This window comes from Sorangium sp. So ce375 (assembly GCF_051473855.1).
In the GTDB taxonomy this organism is placed as follows: Bacteria; Myxococcota_A; Polyangia; order Polyangiales; family Polyangiaceae; genus Sorangium.
On sequence record NZ_CP150335.1, the window covers coordinates 3,532,501 to 3,549,908 of the forward strand.

At 71.0% G+C, this 17,408-nt stretch carries 12 protein-coding genes, 1 tRNA gene and 2 rRNA genes (1 of these 15 running past the window's edge); 8 read left to right on the forward strand and 7 right to left on the reverse strand.

The genetic code is table 11. The annotated features are described in order from the left end of the window. From WME90_RS13395 to WME90_RS13405, 3 genes are all read left to right on the forward strand, one after another. Positions 1-668 (forward strand): 23S ribosomal RNA (locus WME90_RS13395); it begins 2,339 nt to the left of the window's first position. 138 nt (positions 669-806) lie between these two features. Continuing rightward, a 5S ribosomal RNA gene (rrf, locus tag WME90_RS13400) occupies positions 807-923 on the forward strand. A gap of 432 nt (positions 924-1,355) precedes the next feature. Further along, complete coding sequence (locus tag WME90_RS13405; protein ID WP_437281495.1) at positions 1,356-3,599, forward strand: biosynthetic peptidoglycan transglycosylase; 2,244 nt, start codon at positions 1,356-1,358, stop codon at positions 3,597-3,599. Positions 3,600-3,623: 24 nt separating this feature from the next. On the opposite strand, the gene tadA is transcribed toward WME90_RS13405, so the two are convergent. From tadA to WME90_RS13420, 3 genes are all read right to left on the reverse strand, one after another. Next, a complete protein-coding gene (tadA, locus tag WME90_RS13410) occupies positions 3,624-4,130 on the reverse strand; it encodes a tRNA adenosine(34) deaminase TadA (RefSeq protein WP_437281496.1) in 507 nt (168 codons plus the stop codon). Between the two features lie 61 nt (positions 4,131-4,191). After that, a tRNA-Arg gene (locus WME90_RS13415) sits at positions 4,192-4,265 on the reverse strand. 848 nt (positions 4,266-5,113) lie between these two features. Continuing rightward, positions 5,114-5,734 (reverse strand): hypothetical protein, encoded by a 621-nt coding sequence (locus tag WME90_RS13420; RefSeq protein ID WP_437281497.1) that lies wholly within the window; start codon positions 5,732-5,734, stop codon positions 5,114-5,116. A gap of 69 nt (positions 5,735-5,803) precedes the next feature. Here WME90_RS13420 and WME90_RS13425 point away from each other — a divergent pair, with 69 nt between their 5' ends. From WME90_RS13425 to WME90_RS13445, 5 genes are all read left to right on the forward strand, one after another. Then, positions 5,804-6,613 (forward strand): redoxin domain-containing protein, encoded by an 810-nt coding sequence (locus tag WME90_RS13425; protein WP_437281498.1) that lies wholly within the window; start codon positions 5,804-5,806, stop codon positions 6,611-6,613. Between the two features lie 40 nt (positions 6,614-6,653). Then, positions 6,654-8,057, forward strand: coding sequence for a VWA domain-containing protein (locus WME90_RS13430; RefSeq protein ID WP_437281499.1), 1,404 nt, complete (start codon positions 6,654-6,656; stop codon positions 8,055-8,057). 16 nt (positions 8,058-8,073) lie between these two features. Continuing rightward, a complete protein-coding gene (locus WME90_RS13435) occupies positions 8,074-9,606 on the forward strand; it encodes an acyl-CoA carboxylase subunit beta (protein WP_437281500.1) in 1,533 nt (510 codons plus the stop codon). A 126-nt stretch (positions 9,607-9,732) separates the two neighbouring features. After that, positions 9,733-12,165, forward strand: coding sequence for a S8 family serine peptidase (locus WME90_RS13440; protein ID WP_437281501.1), 2,433 nt, complete (start codon positions 9,733-9,735; stop codon positions 12,163-12,165). Positions 12,166-12,294: 129 nt separating this feature from the next. Then, positions 12,295-13,563: a pyridoxal phosphate-dependent aminotransferase gene (locus WME90_RS13445; protein WP_437281502.1), complete on the forward strand. Its 1,269-nt coding sequence runs from the start codon at positions 12,295-12,297 to the stop codon at positions 13,561-13,563. On the opposite strand, the gene WME90_RS13450 is transcribed toward WME90_RS13445, so the two are convergent. The 4 genes from WME90_RS13450 to WME90_RS13465 all read right to left on the reverse strand — a co-directional run bounded on the left by WME90_RS13450 (position 13,550) and on the right by WME90_RS13465 (position 17,340). Further along, on the reverse strand, positions 13,550-15,235 hold the full coding sequence (locus WME90_RS13450; protein WP_437281503.1) for a L,D-transpeptidase family protein: 1,686 nt from the start codon (positions 15,233-15,235) through the stop codon (positions 13,550-13,552). The genes WME90_RS13445 and WME90_RS13450 overlap by 14 nt on opposite strands. A 96-nt stretch (positions 15,236-15,331) precedes the next feature. Next, entirely contained in the window at positions 15,332-15,490 is a 159-nt protein-coding gene (locus tag WME90_RS13455) for a hypothetical protein (protein ID WP_437281504.1), read from the reverse strand. Between the two features lie 192 nt (positions 15,491-15,682). After that, positions 15,683-16,420 (reverse strand): AgmX/PglI C-terminal domain-containing protein, encoded by a 738-nt coding sequence (locus WME90_RS13460; RefSeq protein WP_437281505.1) that lies wholly within the window; start codon positions 16,418-16,420, stop codon positions 15,683-15,685. Between the two features lie 86 nt (positions 16,421-16,506). Further along, positions 16,507-17,340: a metallophosphoesterase family protein gene (locus WME90_RS13465; RefSeq protein WP_437281506.1), complete on the reverse strand. Its 834-nt coding sequence runs from the start codon at positions 17,338-17,340 to the stop codon at positions 16,507-16,509. Between the last annotated feature and the right edge of the window lie 68 nt (positions 17,341-17,408).

Here is a 17,408-nt window from a genome sequence, read left to right on the forward strand (position 1 = left end):
GTGGGCAGTTTGACTGGGGCGGTCGCCTCCTAAAAAGTAACGGAGGCGTGCGAAGGTTCCCTCAGCCTGATTGGAAACCAGGCGTAGAGTGCAAACGCACAAGGGAGCTTAACTGTGAGACCGACAGGTCGAACAGGTGCGAAAGCAGGCGTTAGTGATCCGGTGGTTCTGTATGGAAGGGCCATCGCTCATCGGATAAAAGGTACTCTGGGGATAACAGGCTGATCGCGCCTGAGAGTTCATATCGGCGGCGCGGTTTGGCACCTCGATGTCGGCCCATCGCATCCTGGGGCTGGAGCAGGTCCCAAGGGTTCGGCTGTTCGCCGATTAAAGCGGTACGCGAGCTGGGTTTAAAACGTCGTGAGACAGTTTGGTCCCTATCTGCCGTGGGCGTAGGACACTTGAGAGGAGCTGCCCATAGTACGAGAGGACCTGGGTGGACGTACCTCTGGTGTTCCGGTTGTCCTGCCAAGGGCATAGCCGGGTAGCCATGTACGGAACGGATAACCGCTGAAAGCATCTAAGCGGGAAGCCGGCCTCAAGACTAGGTGTCCCGGGCCGTAAGGCCCCTAAAGACCCCTCGTAGACCACGAGGTTGATAGGCCGGGTGTGGAAGCCGAGCAATCGGCGGAGCTAACCGGTACTAATAGGTCGTGCGGCTTGACCATACTTCTAAGGCAAACATCGAAGCGTCGCGCCCGGAGTTCGGGTGACGAGCAGCGTGACACAGCTGGCCTGGCGTAAAAGTAATAGAGCACCGCGAGGAGCGGGCTCCGCTAGGTTCCGATTGGACGCACCCACAAGTTTCCGGTGGTGATATCGAGAAGGTCACACCCGATCCCATACCGAACTCGGAAGTTAAGCTTCTTGGAGCCGATGGTACTGCCAGGGCAACCTGGTGGGAGAGTAGGACGCCGCCGGGATTTTCTTCGAACCTGCGCACGGTGAGAGCCGTGCGCAGGTTTTTTTTTGTTCATGCTGTTCCTTCGGAACGCGGCGCGGTTGCGGCCGGGGGATGTTCCGGCTCGGCGTATGCCGGTGGCCTGCTGAGGGCCTTCGTGTTGTCTAGCTTGCTTTTTTTGGAGCTGGGCCACGGCGGCCTCGCCGGCGAGCGCTGCGAGGAAACAGAGCCGGCGCAAGCAGGTGCGCGGGTTCCAGCAGGGGAGGGCTTCGCGAGATGACGCTGCGAGTATCTTCCTGCCGCCAGGCGTTGCTACCCTAGGGGAACCTTGGGATCCAAGCACAGGAGACTCGCCGCGGTAACCGGTGGTGCCCTCTGTTGCGGGCTCATCGTCGGATTTGCCCCTTTTGTGCGCTACCGGGCCGCGCAGGCTGCTGACGGGTACGGGGCATCGGTGTCGATCGAGCAGGTGCGGCCCACCTGGGGCGGCGTCTCCCTGAAGGGGGTGGACGTCCGGCTGCGCGGGATGCCGAGCGTCTCCATCCGCCTCGACGAGATCGCCGTGGAGCTGGGCTTCTCCGGACGGCGCGTCACGATGCGCGGGGGGACGGTTGCCGCGGTCGGCCCGCGCGAGACCATCCTCCAAGAGCTGGAGACGTGGCGGGCTGGGCAGCCGGCAGGACGTACGGACGCCGCCGCGAGCGAAGGTGGCGGAAGCACCGAGCTGGAGGGGTTGAGGCTCGTGTGGACCGATCGCGCCGACTCGCCCGGCGAGCGCCTATCGGCTGACAGCGTACACCTGTCGCGCGCCGGAGGACGGACAGCCATCGCGGCGGGGGAAGCGATCTTATCGCTGGGACGCGCCGCATTCTCGGTTCGACAGGGGCGGCTGGTGCTGACCCGGGAGCAGGGAAGGTACCAGGTGAGCGAGCTCTCGGCCGAAGCTATCGACGCCGACGTGGCGCTCCCGAAGGTGAATCCTGAATCCCAGGTGGCGCCTGAGCTGGGTGCGAACACGCGTCCGGTGCAGCTCATGAGGACAGCCGAACCCAGCGAAGGGGCCGAGGCAGGGCGGAATCGTGGGCCTGCGGTTCGAGAAGCCCTCCTGCGGGCGGCGCAGGGCATCGACCTGGCGCTCGGCAAGGAGGCCAAGGTCGACGTCGCGGGCGTCACCGCGCGGCTCCGGCGCGAGGCCGATCATCTCAACCTGGGACCGGGCCGCCTCGCGGTGCGGCGCGAGGCAGGCTCGCTCGTGGTGGAGCTCTCGCCGGGAGAGGCGGCGATCGCGACCGCTGGCGCGGACGCCCAGCAGGCGCTCACCTTCCGGCTTCGGGTGCCGATCAGCGACGCAAAGGACACCCCGCAGGAGATCGTCGCCGACGTGCAGGGCGGACCCATCTGGCTCTCCACGCTCGGCGTCCATGAAGAGGACATGGGGCTGTTCGATGTGGCCCGGACGTCGATCGTCAGCCGTGCGCGGGTCGTCCTCTCGGCAGACGGCCAGACGCTCGGCGTCGACGGCGAGGGAAGACTAAAAAACCTCTCCCTCCGGAGCGCGGCCCTGGCAGACGAGCCCATCGCCGGTCTCGACCTGGCGTGGCGAGCGAAGGCGAACGGCAAGCTCGACGGGTCCAAGCTCGTCGCCGAGGACGCCGAGATCGATCTCGGCGCGCTGAGGCTGATCGCCCGCGGCGAGTACGAGCACGCCGGAAGCTCGCACCGGGTCCGAGGCAGCTTCGAGGTGCCCCTCACAGCCTGCCAGTCGATGCTCGATTCGGTGCCCAAAGGGATCGTGGCGAAGCTCCATGGCATGAGGCTCGCCGGCTCGTTCGGGATCGAAGGGAAGCTCCGGTTCGATACCGCGAGCCTCGACCGCAATTTCTTGCTTGACTGGGGCGTCTCCAACACCTGCCGCGTGACGGAGATGCCGCCGGAGCTCAGCGTCGACCGCTTCAAGCGCGCGTTCCGTCGCCTCGTCTACGGGCCCGGCGGCAAGCGCGTCGACATCGAGTCCGGGCCAGGGACCCCGGAGTGGGTCCCCTACGAAGACATTTCCCGCTTCATGGAGGTCGCCGTGCTGACCACGGAGGACGGCGCTTTCCATCGGCACCACGGGTTCGACGAGGAGGCCATCAAGAACTCGATCCGCGAGAACCTCCGGAAGAAGAGGTTCGTGCGGGGGGCGAGCACCGTCAGCATGCAGCTCGCCAAGAACCTCTACCTCGAGCGGACCAAGAGCGTGGCGCGCAAGCTCCAGGAGACCTTGCTCACGATGTACCTCGAGCAGGAGCTCACCAAGGAGCAGATCATGGAGCTCTACCTGAACGCGGTGGAGTTCGGGCCGCTTGTCTACGGCATCGGCGCGGCCGCGCGGCACTACTTCAACGCGTCGGCGGCGCAGCTCTCGCTCGGACAGGCGCTCTACATCGCGTCGATCCTGCCAAACCCGAGCGTGCAGCACTTCGATGCGAACGGCGAAGTGACGCCTGCTTGGAGCGGGTACCTGCGCAAGCTCATGCAGATCGCGCACAAGCGCCATCGGATCTCCGACGAGGAGCTGGAGAAGGGGCTTCAGGAGGTCGTGGTGCGAGGCTCCCCTGCGCCTCATCTGGCGCCACGGCCACCCGCCGAGGACGGCGGCGAGGCCGGCGAGGAGAGATCGGAGGAGGACCAGGGCGGCGCCTGGTCAGCGCCCTGACGCGCGCCCGCGCGGGCTCGGCTGTCAGCGCTTCGACGCAGCGGTCCGGAGCTTCGCGAAGAACGCGCGAAGCGAGGCGGCGCACTCGTCCGCGAGCACGCCCGACGTCACCGCAAAGCGATGGTTGAGCCGGTTGTCGCGCCCGATCGTGAAGAGCGTATCGACCGCTCCTGCCTTCGGGTCCGGGCAGCCGTAGACGAGCCGCGCAATCCTGGCATTGACGAGCGCGCCCGCGCACATGGGACACGGCTCCAGTGTCGCGTAAACCGTCGCCCCTTCGAGCCGCCAGTGACCAAGCCGCCTGGCCGCCGCCCGCAGCGCATCCACCTCGGCGTGGCCGGTCGGATCCTGATCGATCTCGCGACGGTTTCGACCGCGCGCCAGCACGGCCCCACCCGAATCGACGATGACAGCGCCCACCGGGACATCACCGGCGCATGCGGCAGCCTCGGCCTCCGCGAGCGCCTCACGCATCCACAGCACGTCGACGCTGGCTGCATCCTCCGGCTGTGCCGCTGGGGAGAGGAGCACCTCCGCTCCGTCATCCACGACATCCATGAGGGGCTCAGGATCTTTTACAGAATCGATCAGGCGCGCCCAGGAAGATTCGAACTTCCGACCCCCGGCTTCGTAGGCCGATGCTCTATCCAGCTGAGCTATGGGCGCTCTGGTGAAGACAGCTGCAAGACGTGGCTACGCCACCGCACTCCTGCGTCGCGCTCGGTTGCGCGAAGTGAGTGCCGGCGTTTATACGCCCCCGGGCGAGCTGTCAAAGGAAAAGTGATCGAGGCCTGAGAGCGTCTGCTCGGATGGCCGGCGTTTGGCGGCCAAGGTTGCTCCAGAGCTCGCTCCTTCCTCGTGTGCTCGCGATTCGCTTCGAATGGACGAGCCTCCGCGCCCGAAAAGGTTCAGCCCGTCCACACGGCCGAGCTGGCGCAGGGCTGAGCGAGCGAGCCGCGCGGCCCGCGTCAGCGACACGTACGGAGCCGACCATGGGGCGGCGAGCTCCGCACAAAAACAGGGCGCGCGGCGACTCCTACTCGGAATGGCCGCGCGCTTTCACACGCTCTCGAAGGGCAAGGAAGCTCTGAAAGAGCACCACGAGACGAGCAGGCCAAGCCGACGAAACGGAAGAAGTCGTAAGCCAAGCAGCAGCCGCGCCACGGACGAGGCGAATGGCGTCAGCTGAACGACCAAGCGCAAGCTAGTGAGGCCCGTTACGAGGGAGGAGGACCGATCGACGCTGCAGCCCACAGCGAAGAACGCGGTCGATTCCGCCTGGAGCAGCCTTTGTGCCATCTCGCCGCGCCATCCCAGCCGCGGTCTCGGCGCGCATACGTCCACCGGAATATTCACGTTTCGCCGCGGTTTCTTCGACAGTCACGGACCCCAGTTTCGACGAGGTGCCGGGCAGCGATGTCGCGCTGGGCGCCAGGCGTCGCAATCTTTGCGGACTGAGAGCGCCGGCCTCCGGCGAGCTGTGACGCGAAGCGCCATCGGGACTCGCCAAGCGACTAGCGAGGGCCACCGAAGAGTCGGTCGTGTGGAGCGTCGGCATGGCAGCGCTTGCAAAGCGGCAGCGCGCCACGGTGAGTGGACGTGCCCTGCGGTGTGAGCACGAGGTACTCCCAGTCGCCGCCGTCAGGGTCGTAGCCAGCCGGTCGTTTCACCATGGCCAGCAGCGTGGCGGGGTCCGACGAGCCCGCCCGGTAGTGGAACTCGACGACGGCCGCGCCAGGCGCGAGAACGCGATCCGGACCGAGCTCCGGGTACGGCGCGGCCGCCGCGTTGATCCTCACGTCCGCCTCCATCTCGCCGGTGAAATGCTGGGAGCGAGCTCGACCCGTGACGGGCCGGAAGCCCGCGAGCTGCCCGGCGAGCTCCCAGGCCGAGGGCTCCGCGGTCGGAGGTGCAGCGGGCGCCGCGTCCGGCGCGCGCGCCTCGGGGTTGGAGCTGGAGCCACGTTCGATCCATTCCGTGGTTCCCGCGATGGGAGACCGGGACGGGGGCGGCGCACAGCCGAGCGGCAAGGGCGCCCACCCGGTGCAGAACCGCGCCTCCGTCGAGAGCGTCATCGAGGCGAGCGACACCGCAGCGAGCGCGCACCACGCAGAGAGGCGGGTTCGGGATCGCACCGGTCGAGATGCTACACTGCCAGGATGCTCCTGGCCTCTTCCAGGCGAGGCCGCGCATGGCGCGCCCTCTTGGCCGCCACGTCGGTGTCGCTGTCGGGCGCCGCGCTGATGGGCGGCGCCTCCCAGGCAGCCGCCGAGGAGGCATCCCGCCGCGCCTGGCTGGGCGTGGAGCTGGAGCCTGGGCCGTCCGGGGGAGTGGTCGCGAAGCACGTCGTCACCAGCTCGCCGGCGGCCAAGGCGGGCATCGTGGACGGGGACCAGGTCGTGGCGGCGGACGGCGTTCAGCTCGACGAGCCAAAGCAGCTCGTGGCGCGCGTCGCGCTCGCGGGGCCAGGGAACGTGGTGAACCTCCGGATCCGACGGGGCGGTCGTGAACGAGACGTCGCGCCGACGCTGGTGCCGTTCCCCGGGCACGATCAGATCCTTCGCCTCGACAAGATCGGCACGTTCGCGCCAGCCTGGAGGTCGCTCACCACGGTGGGAGGGACCATCCCGGCGAACATCGGGACCCTGCGCGGAAACGTGGTGCTGCTCGATTTCTGGGCGACCTGGTGCGCGCCTTGCCGCTTGATGGCCCCGCGGCTCTCGGCGTGGCACGCGACGTACGCGGCGCAGGGCCTGCGGGTCGTGGGCGTGACGAGCGACGACGTGGGCGTCGCGACGAAGACGGCGCAGGCCCTGTCGATGCGCTACGCGGTCGCGTCGGACGCCTCGGAGTCGACCTCCGCGGCGTATGGCGTCAAGGCGCTCCCCACGATGTTCGTGATCGACAAGAAGGGCGTCATCCGCGACGTGGTGGTCGGGTACGACCCGACCCGGCACGCCGAGGTCGAGAAGCTCCTCAAGGCGCTGCTCGCGGAGCCCGCGCCGGCGCCGTAGCCGCCGCCGGGGGCGCGCGGGCTGGTCCGGTAGGCTCTCCATGCTCCTCTCCATCGACGAGTTCCTGTGGGCGCTGCGGCGTGACGGCTTCGCCGTCTCGACGGCGCAGGCCATCGATGTGACGCGCGCATGCGCCCTCGTCGGGTTCGGCGACCGCGGGACGCTGCGCGACGCCATCGGCGCGGTGGTCGTCGAGCGCGCCGCCGATCTCCGCCGGTACCGCGCCTGCTTCGACCGATTCTTCTCCCCCGAGGGCGCGCACGTCGGCGATCTGTGGGGGCGCCTTCGGGAGCGCGGGTTTTCGGACGGGGAGCTGTCCGCCCTCCGCGATCTGCTGACCGCGGCGGCGGAGCGGAGCGGCGCCTCCGGCGACGCGATCGCGTTCCAGGCGCTCGCAGGGACCGCAGGGGAGCTCGACCGAGCGCTCCAGGCGGCCGGGATCGCGCGCGTGCTCGCGCCGATGACGAGCTCGCTCCAGGTCGGGTTCTTCGCGCAGCGGGTGATGGATCAGCTCGGGGTGCCGGCCGTCGCCAGCGCGCTGCGGCGGATCCGGGGCGCCCTCGAGGAGGCGCTCGGCGAGGAGCGGGGGAGGGCCCTCGCGGAGGCGCTCGCCGCCGAGCTGGAGCGGATGCGGCACCGCGTGCGCGAGCACGTGACGCTTTCGCTCCGGCGCTTCGAGGGCGAAGAGCCCGCGGCCCTGGGCCGCATGGATGTGCCGTTCGCCTCGCTCGGCGAGGGCGAGATGGAGGAGGTGCGCCGCGCCGTGAGGGCGCTGTCCGAGCGGCTCCGTGGCGCGGAGCGGCTCCGCAGGCGCCGCGCGCGGCGCGGGAGGATCGATCCCCACCGGACGCTGCGGCGCAGCCTTCAGACCGGCGGCGTGCCCTTCCAGCCGGCCCGGCGGGCGCGCCGGCGCGACAAGCCGCGCCTGATGATCCTGTGCGATGTGTCGGACTCGGTCCGCGTCGCCGCGCGGTTCATGCTCGAGTTCGTCTGCGCGGCGCAGGATCTCTTCGATCGGACACGATCGTTCGTCTTCGTGAGCGAACTCGCCGAGACGACCGGGCTCTTCGAGGCATTGCCGGCGAGCTCGGCGCTCGATCGGATCCAGCGCGGCGAGGTGGTGAGCCGGGCGCACAACTCGAACTACGGGCGCGCCCTGCAGGCCTTCGAGGAGCGGTACGGGCGTGACGTGGACCGGCGGGTGACCCTGGTGATCCTGGGCGACGGACGCACGAACTACTTCGCGGACGAGGCGGAGGTCGTGAGGCGGCTCCGCGACCGCGCGCGGGCGCTCCTCTGGCTGTGCCCCGAGGGGCCGGGCGCCTGGGGGACGGGAGACAGCGCGATGCTGCGCTACGCGGCCGCGTCGACCAAGGTGCTGGTCGCCCGGACCGCGCGGGAGCTCGAATCCGCGGCGCGGGAGGTGGTCGCCCGGCGCGCTTAGGGCTATGGGTCGCGCCATGTCGCTCGATCAGAAGCTGCGGGAGCTCACGGCGCGCATCGAGAGGGGAGGCGCGCAGAAGTACCACGACAAGAACGCGGAGCAGGGCAAGCTGTTCGCGCGGCAACGCGTCGCGCTGCTCGTCGACGAAGGCAGCTTCATCGAGGACGCGGCGCTCGCCAACGCGCTGGATCCCGAGCTGCCTGCCGACGGTGTCATCACGGGCACCGGGACCGTGGGCGGGCGCCCCGTGTGCGTGATGGCGAACGACTCGACGGTGAAGGCCGGCTCGTGGGGGCGCCGCACCGTCGAGAAGATCCTGCGCGTGCAGGAGACCGCGCGCCGCCTCCGGTGCCCGCTGCTCTACCTCGTCGACTCCGCGGGGGCGCGCATCACCGACCAGATCGAGATGTTCCCCGGCCGGCGCGGCGCGGGTCGGATCTTCTACAACCAGGTCGAGCTGAGCGGCCTCGTCCCGCAGATCTGCCTGCTGTTCGGCCCGTCCGCGGCGGGGGGCGCCTACATCCCGGCGTTCTGCGACGTCGTGTGCATGGTCGAGAGCAACGCGAGCATGTACCTGGGGTCTCCGCGGATGGCGGAGATGGTGATCGGCGAGAAGGTCACGCTCGAAGAGCTCGGCGGCGCGCGCATGCACTGCTCGGTCTCGGGGTGCGGGGACGTGCTCGTGAAGACCGAGGAGGAGGCGATCGCGTTCGCGAAGCGCTACCTCGCGCTGATGCCGCAGAGCTCCGCCGAGACCGCGCCCCGCGTCGAGCCGAGGCCGGAGAAGCCAGGGCAGCGGCCGCTCGAGGACGTGATCCCCGCCGACGAGAACAAGCCGTTCGACATCATGGCCGTGATCGACGCGATCATCGACGAGGGCAGCTTCGTCGAGATCAAGAAGCTCTACGCGCGAGAGATCATCACGGGGCTCGCGCGCGTCGAGGGACGCGCGGTCGGGATCGTCGCGAACCAGCCGAAATACAAGGGCGGCGTGCTGTTCGTGGACTCGGCCGACAAGGCGGCGCGGTTCATCTGGCTGTGCGACGCCTTCAACATCCCGCTCCTCTACCTCGCCGACGTGCCCGGCTTCATGATCGGGACCGTCGTCGAGAGGCAGGGGATCATCCGGGCCGGGGCGAAGATGATCGCCGCGGTGAGCGAGGCGAGCGTGCCGAAGCTGTCCGTCGTCGTGCGCAAGGCGTACGGCGCAGGGCTCTACGCGATGTGCGGGCCGGCGTTCGCGCCGGACGAGTGCATCGCCCTGCCGTCGGCGTCGATCGCGGTGATGGGGCCGAGCGCCGCGGTGAACGCGGTCTACTTCAACAAGATCCAGGCGATCCCGGCGGGGCCCGAGCGCGAAGCGCTCGTCCAGAAGCTGCGCGACGAGTACCGGGCCGACGTCGACCTGGAGAAGCTCGCGAGCGAGCTCGTGATCGACGCGATCGTCCCGACGGCGAACCTCCGCCGCGAGGTGGCCCGCCGCTTCGAGCGGTACGCCGGCAAGGTCGAGGAGAGACCGCGCAAGAAGCACCTCGTGCCGCCGGTGTGAGCGGGCCCGCGGCGCGATCGGGAGGGCGCGCCGCGCGTCGCCTCGCGGCGCGATCGGGAGGGCGCGCGGCGAGGGCGGCGCGCTTCGAAGCCTCGGACACGCGCGGACGTGGTGTAGACTCGCGGCGTGCTCGCTCGCAGGTTTTCGCTCTCCATCGCGCTGCTCGGCCTCGCTCTCGCGACGGGGGAAGCGCGCGCCGACGTCCCGGCCCCGGTGGTGGCGCGCCTGCTCAGCTCGCGCCTGGGCCGCCACCCGCTCGCCGATCCGCGCGGGCGCATCCCCGTGCTGGTGCCGCTGCCCGCCGGCGCCGACGCGCGATCGCTCGGGCTGCTGCCGGTCGCGCCGGGCTTCGGGACCATCCGGCTCGCGCCCGGCGACGTCGGCGCGTTCTCGTCCGCGCACCCGGAGCTCAGGCTGCTCACAGGGCCGCCGCGGCAGCCCCTGCTGGATCGGTCCAAGGGGTGGATCCGGGTCGAGGCGTACCGGAAGGTCACCGGCGCGGACGGCAACGGGGTGGTCGTCGGCGTCGTCGACACCGGCCTCGACGTGACCCACCCGGATTTTCGAGACAAGGACGGCAAGACGCGGATCCGATGGATGCTGCAGGCCGGAAGCCCGAAGGGGCTGCACGCGGCGCTCGAGCACACCTACGGGTGCGATGATCCGGACCAGTCGACGTGCGCGATCTTCTCCGGTGCCGACATCGACGCCATGCTCGCGAAGGGCAAGCCCGGTATCCTCCGCGACATCGCGGGGCACGGCACGCACGTCGCTTCCATCGCTGCGGGCAACGGCGGGCCGATGGTGTCGGAGCGGCCGCGGTACGTCGGGGTGGCGCCCGCCGCGACGCTGGTCATCGCCGCGCCCGCGCGGCCCGGCGAAGGCTTCGAGGATCCGGACATCCTCAAGGCGGTGCAGTTCATCTTCGACCGCGCCGAGGAGCTGAACATGCCGGCGGTCGTCAACCTGAGCGTCGGGAGCGACTTCGGGCCCCACGACGGGACGAGCCCGCTCGAGGCGGGGCTCGCCGCGATGGTGGGCAGCGCTCATCCGGGGCGCGCGATCGTCGTCGCCGCCGGCAACAGCGGCGCGCTGTACGAGATCGACGGCGAGGGCCCGCTCGGGATCCACACCGAGGCCCACGTGTCGGCGCACGCCGAGACGCGCGTGCCGATCCGCACGCCGAGCGCGGAGCGCGGCGACGGCTACGTCTGGATCACCTTCCGGCCCGGGGACGAGGTGTCGGTCGGCCTCGACGGGCCAGGCGGCGAGGCGTGGATCGACCTGGTCGAGCCGGGAAATGACGCCGGCTACACCGGCGACGACGGCGAGACGACCGGCGCCGTCATCAACCGGCTCGCGAACGGGAAGTCGCCCATCACCGCAGCGACGAACAGCGCCGTCGTGGCCTTCAGCGGGGCGTGGAAGGCGGGCGAGTTCGCCATCCGCCTGAGAGGCCGCGGGGACGCGCAGCTCTGGGTGACCGGGCTCGGCGACGTCTCGCCGTCGCACGATCTCGGGCTCCTGTTCACGCGCGCCATCAAGCAAGGGACGATCAACGTGCCCGCGAGCCACCCCGGGCTGCTCGCCGTGGGGTGCACCATCAACCGCGTCCGCTGGCAGCCGCAGGGGAGCTCCACGAGCGTGCGCCTCACGAGCCTCGACGGCGTGGATATCGAGGAGGACAGCGCCTGCTACTTCAGCGCGGCTGGCCCCACGCCGTTCGGGGTGGCCAAGCCTGAGATCAGCGCGCCCGGCGGCCTGGTCGCGGCCGCCATGGCCAGCGGCGTCGATCCGCGCCACGACCCCGGAGGGCTGTTCGATACGCCCGGGTGCCCCGGCGACGAGCCCTGCTTCGTCGTCGACGATTACCACGCGATCGCGTCGGGGTCGTCCATGTCGGCGCCGCAGGTCGCAGGAGCGATCGCGCTCCTCTTCCAGGTCAACCCGAACCTGAGCCAGGCGGAGGTCACCGAGGCGCTCCAGGCAGGCGCGCGGCACCCGAGGGGCGCCGTGCCGCTCGACGCGCAGCTCGGCCCTGGCGTGCTCGATCTAGAAGGCGCGCGCCTCGCGCTCGAAGCCGCCGAGACCGGCGACAACGCGCCGGCGCTCGACAAGAGCTGGTACGTCCTGTCGAGCACCTACGCGAGGCCCGACCCGTCATGGCCGGTCTGGGGCACGATCGAGCTGCGACGCTCGGACGGAGCCCCGGCGAGGGGCGTCGAGGAGAAGCTCACGGTCGCGCTCCGCGGCGGGGTGATGCACACGCCGCTCCGGGAGGTGCGCCGCGGGCTGTGGCAGTTCGCTGTCGCAGCGCCGCGCGGCTCCGGCGGGGCGACGCTGGCGGTCGACGTGCTCTACGACGGCGTCTCGCTCGGCGCGCGCGAGCTCCCGGTCGGGAGCGACGTGTGGATGGCGAACGGAGATCTCGAGGCGACGAGCGGCGCGTGCACCTGGGCCGCGGCGGGCCCGGGTCGCGCGCCGCCGTCGAGCAGCGCCGCCTGGGGGCTCGCGGGCCTCGTCGTGGCCGCGTCCGCGGCGCGCCGGCGCCGCGGCTGAGCGCCTACGCCGCCCAGCGCGCCCCGCCGGCCGCGCGGGGGCGCGCCCGGCTGCCGTCCGGCGCCGTCCGTGTCACGGTGGCCGAGCGGCGGGGCAGGGGAGAGCACGACAGCGATGGATCAGGGACGCATGGAGAAACGGGTGAGCCTGGATCGACCTCCCGCGGCAGAGGTGGACGCGGGGCACGCGCGCGCGCCGCGGCCGCTGCGGTTCGCGGCGCGCACCGGCTGGGATCTCTCGGGCAACCCGCTCGCGTCCGTGCTCGCCGAGGCGCGCCGGGCAGGGCGCGCGCTCGTCGACTTCACCGAGTCGAACCCGACGCGCTGCGGGATCGTCGAGGCGGCTCACCTCATCGCGCCGCTCGGCGAGCCGCGCGGCGAGCGGTACGCGCCGCTGCCCCTCGGCGATCCAGAGGCGCGCGCCGCGGTGTCGCGCTACTACAAAGAGCGCGGTCTCGACGTGGATCCGGCGAGCGTCGTGCTGACGGCCAGCACCAGCGAGGCGTACGGCTGGCTGCTCAAGCTGCTCGCCGAGCGCGGCGACGACGTGCTCGTGCCCGTGCCGTCGTACCCGCTGCTCGAATACCTGGCCTGCCTCGAGGACGTCGCGCTCACGCCCTACCCGCTCCTCAGGGAGGAAGGATGGCGCATCGATCTCGGCGCGCTCGAGCGCGCGGCCGGAGAGCGGACGCGGGCGGTGGTGCTCGTCCACCCGAACAACCCGACCGGCTCCTTCGTGCGCCGCGACGACGCCGCGGCGCTCGAGGCGTGCGCCCGGGAGCGCGGGCTCGCGCTGATCGTCGACGAGGTCTTCGGCGACTACGCGCACGGGGACCTCGCCCCGGACCGCTTGCCGAGCTTCGCCGGCGCGCGGCAGGCGCTGACCTTCGTGCTGAGCGGGCTCTCCAAGGTGATGGCGCTGCCGCAGCTCAAGCTCGGCTGGATCGCGGTCTCGGGGCCGCCGGAGCTCGCCGCCGCGGCGCTGGAGCGGCTCGAGATCATCGCCGACACCTACCTCTCGGTCGGCACGCCGGTGCAGCTCGCGCTGCCGGAGATCCTCGCCTCGCGGGTGCCCGTCCAGCGCGCCATCCTGTCGCGCGTAAAGGCCAACCTGGCGGCGCTCGACGCGGCGATCGCGGCGCGCGCCGGGGGCGCCGTCCGGCGGCTCCCGATCGACGGCGGCTGGTACGCGACGCTGGAGGTCCCTCGCGTGCACGACGAGGACGGCTGGGTCGAGCTCCTCGTGCGCGACGAGGGGATCATCGTCCACCCCGGCTACTTCTTCGACATGCCGCGCGACGGCTTCCTCGTGGTCGGCCTGCTGCTCGATCCGGACGTGTTCGCGGAGGCCGCGCTGCGCCTCGTGGGCCGGATCGCGCGCGCCATCAACGGTGAATGAGGACCACCGTGGAGCGGCCGGCGTCGCGGGAGGCCCGCAGGCCGTGCCACCCCTCCGGCACCGGCGGGTCGGTCCAGGCGAACATCTGCTTCGCGTCGATGGGGGAGAGGTTGACGCAGCCGCCGCTCTTCGGCTCGCCCCAGGCGTCGTGCCAGTACGCGCCGTGCAGCGCGTGAGGTCCGCTGAAGTTCTGCACGAACTGCACCTCGGAGTGGACGATCTTGTCGTTCGTGCTCGACACCATCGTCGCCGTCACGAACTTCCCGTCGATGCGGAAGCGCCCGGTCGGCGTCGCCGCGGTCTCGATGGCGGGGACGCCCTTCCTCGGGACGCCGCCGCGCCCCGGTGAGATCAGCGTCGCGAAGACCGGGGTGAGCTCCTCGTAGGCGACGAACCAGCCTCCGAGCACGCTCACCTCGATCCACTTGCGCGGCGGCGACGACGGCTCGGCCTCGCCCTCGAGCGGCGAGCTCGCCGCCGCCTCGATCACGACGGCGTCGTCCGCGCGCACGTAGACCCCCGGCTCCTGCGTCTCGAGGAACCGCTCTCCGTCCTCGACCTCGGCGCGACCGGTGAGCCCGACCGAGGCGAGCCGGGCGAACGACGCGCCGGTCGGCTCGAAGCGGCCGCCGGCGCCCCGCAGGTACTTCGGCCGCTCGCTCTTGCGGAAGAACGCGAGCGGGAGCGAGCGCCCGTCCTTCAGCCAGACGCCCTGGAAGCTCGAGCGCGGATAGGGCTTCAGGCGATCCTTCGGCATGTACGCCTGGTCCGAGGTCACCACCCAGGTCCGATCCTGCGCGTCGAACGCGTGGGTGAACGCGACCGTCGAGCCGTTCACGATCCGGTCGCGCGCCTCGCGCACGAGGCCGCCGAAAGGAAACAGCGCCGGGGCGGCGACCCCCGCGGGCTTCAGGTCGACCCCTACGAGGGCCTCATCGATCTCGCGGATGGCCTCCTCGCCAGCGCCCTCCGCGGCGCGCACCTTCGCGATGTTCGCGAGGTGCTCCTCGATGTCCCACTCCGCGCGCCGCTGCTCCTTCGCGCTAGGGAGCTGAGGGTAGCGCGGCGCGCCGGTCGACTCCGCGTAGTCATAGGGCCACGGGGAGTCGACCCTGGGCGCGTGCGGCCGCAGCGCGGCCACGACCGGGTCGTTCGGGTCGACCGTGGCGCTGGCGCCAGCGCAGACGTAGCCGCGCGGCTCGATGGCGTACCACGCATCGCACCCCTCGCCCGGCGTCCGCGCGGCCGCGACGCTGCCGCCGCGCAGCGCGACGGAGCCGCCGAGCCCCAGGTAGCCGCTCCAGCCCCGCGTCGGGTAAGCGCCAGGGCTGATCCACGCGAACCGCGCCTTGGAGTAGATGCGCGCGCCCTCCGCCTCCGCCCGGGCCTCCGCCGTCGCTGCCGCCGCGCTCGTCGAGGGCGGCGCTTCGGCTTCCGCTTGGTCCGGGGCCGGCGCCTGGGTGACGTGCGCCGCCTCGACGATCGCGGCGCGCGGCGCGGCGGCTCCTGGGGACACGCGCGGCGCGTCCGCCTCGGGGGGCGTCTGCAGGGGCGCCTCGAGCGACGCCGGCGCCGCCACGGCGGGGCTCTCTTCGGAGCAAGCGGCGGCGCCCCCCGACGCGATCGCGCACGTCAGGGCCGCGAGGAGCAAGGAAGGCGGTGAGTCAGCCATGCAAGCGAGAGAGACTAGTTGCCGGAAGCGGACGCGGACAAGCGAACGACACCCGCGCCGCCCGCGTGTGCCAGAGCCAGCGAGCCGCGCTCGCTGCTAAAGCCTGCCGAGCACGGCCACCACGAGCAGGATGACCCCGACGAGCGCCGCCGCGATCATCGCGAACCTCATCAGGCGCGGCCTTAGCCACTTCCACAGGACGAGGCGAACCACCTTCCACAAGAGCACCAGGATCTGCCGGAGGACCTTGCCCACGACGAGAGCGTAGCGCAGTCCCGCGGCGCGCGCCGCCAGCGAGGGCGGGAGATTTCGCGCCCAGTGTACCAGCCCGCGACGACCCCGCGTCGGACAGGGCCGGACGCAGCGCGCAGGCGCACACTCACCGGCCACCCCGCGAGCCGCCGGCTCGGCGCGCAGACGGCCACGGCGTGGGGGCGCGGCGTCACGTCACTCGATGTCGACGCTCACCTTCGATGCATAGCTGCCAGGAGAGGGGAAGGTGATCTCGCGCAGCGCGCCGGCGACACACTCGGCCGCCTCCTCGCCTCGTTCGTCGGCGCTGGACACGCCCACGCCGAGCGCCTTGCCGTCGGTGTCGATGTAGAGCGTCGCCTTCAGCTGGCTGGCGCCCGCCTGGCTCCGGCACGACGCGAGCGCCCGCCTCGCCTTCTTGTACGGTGTCCCGAGCTGATCGGGCGTCCAAGGCACCGGCGTGCGCTCGTCGCTGCTCGGCTCGAAGGTGAAGCTGTTTTCCGCCAAGCCCTCTCCGCCGACCGGCTTTGGCCACCTCGTCGCCTTCAGGACGCTCAGCATGCACGCCTCGGTCTCGCGATCTCCCAGGTTCGAGTCCTTCACGAACGCCCAGCGCGCCGTGCCCTCCTCGGTCACCCGGACCTTGAAGCGGATCTCGCCCCCGAGGTAGGGGATCCGCTGCACGCCCTTCTGATAGCAGCGCGAGAGCCGAGGCGAGGCGCGCTCGAACGCCGCTTGCACCTTCTCTTCGTTCATGCCGCCGATGTCGGACCGCGAGCTCATCTTCGTCGAGCCCGACGTCTCGACAGGCTCGGCGTCGACCATCACCGGCGCCACGGGCGTGGGCTCGGCGCCGCCGCAGCCCAGCAGGGCCGCGAGCGTCGAGACAGCAACGACGGTGATCGTACCCCTGAGGAAGCGAGTAAATTTCATGATCGGACGAGGACTCTATACGAGCCGCGTCTTGGGCGAAAAGAGCGCGGTGAGGGGAACGCGCGCTGCAGTGGGTGTGAGAGATTCTACGCCAACGCGAACGCCGACGCGCCGCTCCGAACGCGCGCCCTCTCGGACAGGAGGCGCCCGCAACGCACACGGTAGAGGCGCAGCGGTGAAGGTCCGTCCACGAGCGCCTGAGCGCAGAAGATGCGAGCCGGCGCGCCGGAGCGCACCGGCGCGTCGTGCTCTCGGTGGGTATGGCCGTGGATCACGTGAAGGTGATCGTGCTCGTGGAGCAGTGCCATGAGCTCAGCGCTGTTGACGAGCCCGTCCAGCCACTGCATCGCTCCGATCGGATGGCGGAGCGGCGGGTGGTGCTGGGCGAGCACGAGCGCGTCGCCCGAGCGGCGCGTCTCGGCGGCGAGAGAGGCGATCCACGCGAGCTCGCGGGCGGCGATCGCGCCCGCCGAGCGGGTCACCGGCTGCATCATCGCCGTCGACACCGCGGCCACGACGGCCCCAGGAAGGGCGACGGCCGTCCCTTGTCCGCTCGTCGCCGCGAAGGGGCGGAGGCAGCCTTCCAGGGCACGCTCCCACGCGCCTCCGGTATATGCGTCGTGGTTGCCAGGCACCAACGTGACGCGGGCCGGGTCCCAGCCGCTCTCCGCCAGCACGGCGGCGAGCACCTCGAACTGGGCAGGTGTCCCGTCTTCCGTGAGATCGCCGGTGAGCACCAGATGATCCGCCCCGCTCCGCCACGCCTCGACGAGCGCGGCCAGCGTGCGACGGCGGCGTTGCGCCGCGTCGATGGGGCGGCCGAAGCTCAGGTAACGAAGCCGCCACCGCTCGGCGCCGCGGCGCCGGTCGTGATCCGCCTCGAGGAGATGGAAGTCCGTGAGGTGCGCGATCGTCGTCATCGGCGCGATCGTGAGCCCTGACCGACGTCGTTCTCGCGACATCGACGCAAGCTCTCGGCGACGCCTCC

What these genes read in the sequence shown, in the direction of transcription:
- WME90_RS13430 (WP_437281499.1), top strand. Translation starts at nt 6,654, where the DNA reads ATGCTCCTCTCCATCGACGAGTTCCTGTGGGCGCTGCGGCGTGACGGC.
- WME90_RS13435 (WP_437281500.1), top strand. Translation starts at nt 8,074, where the DNA reads ATGTCGCTCGATCAGAAGCTGCGGGAGCTCACGGCGCGCATCGAGAGG.
- WME90_RS13445 (WP_437281502.1), top strand. Translation starts at nt 12,295, where the DNA reads ATGGAGAAACGGGTGAGCCTGGATCGACCTCCCGCGGCAGAGGTGGAC.
- WME90_RS13450 (WP_437281503.1), bottom strand. Translation starts at nt 15,235, where the DNA reads ATGGCTGACTCACCGCCTTCCTTGCTCCTCGCGGCCCTGACGTGCGCG.
- WME90_RS13460 (WP_437281505.1), bottom strand. Translation starts at nt 16,420, where the DNA reads ATGAAATTTACTCGCTTCCTCAGGGGTACGATCACCGTCGTTGCTGTC.
- WME90_RS13465 (WP_437281506.1), bottom strand. Translation starts at nt 17,340, where the DNA reads ATGACGACGATCGCGCACCTCACGGACTTCCATCTCCTCGAGGCGGAT.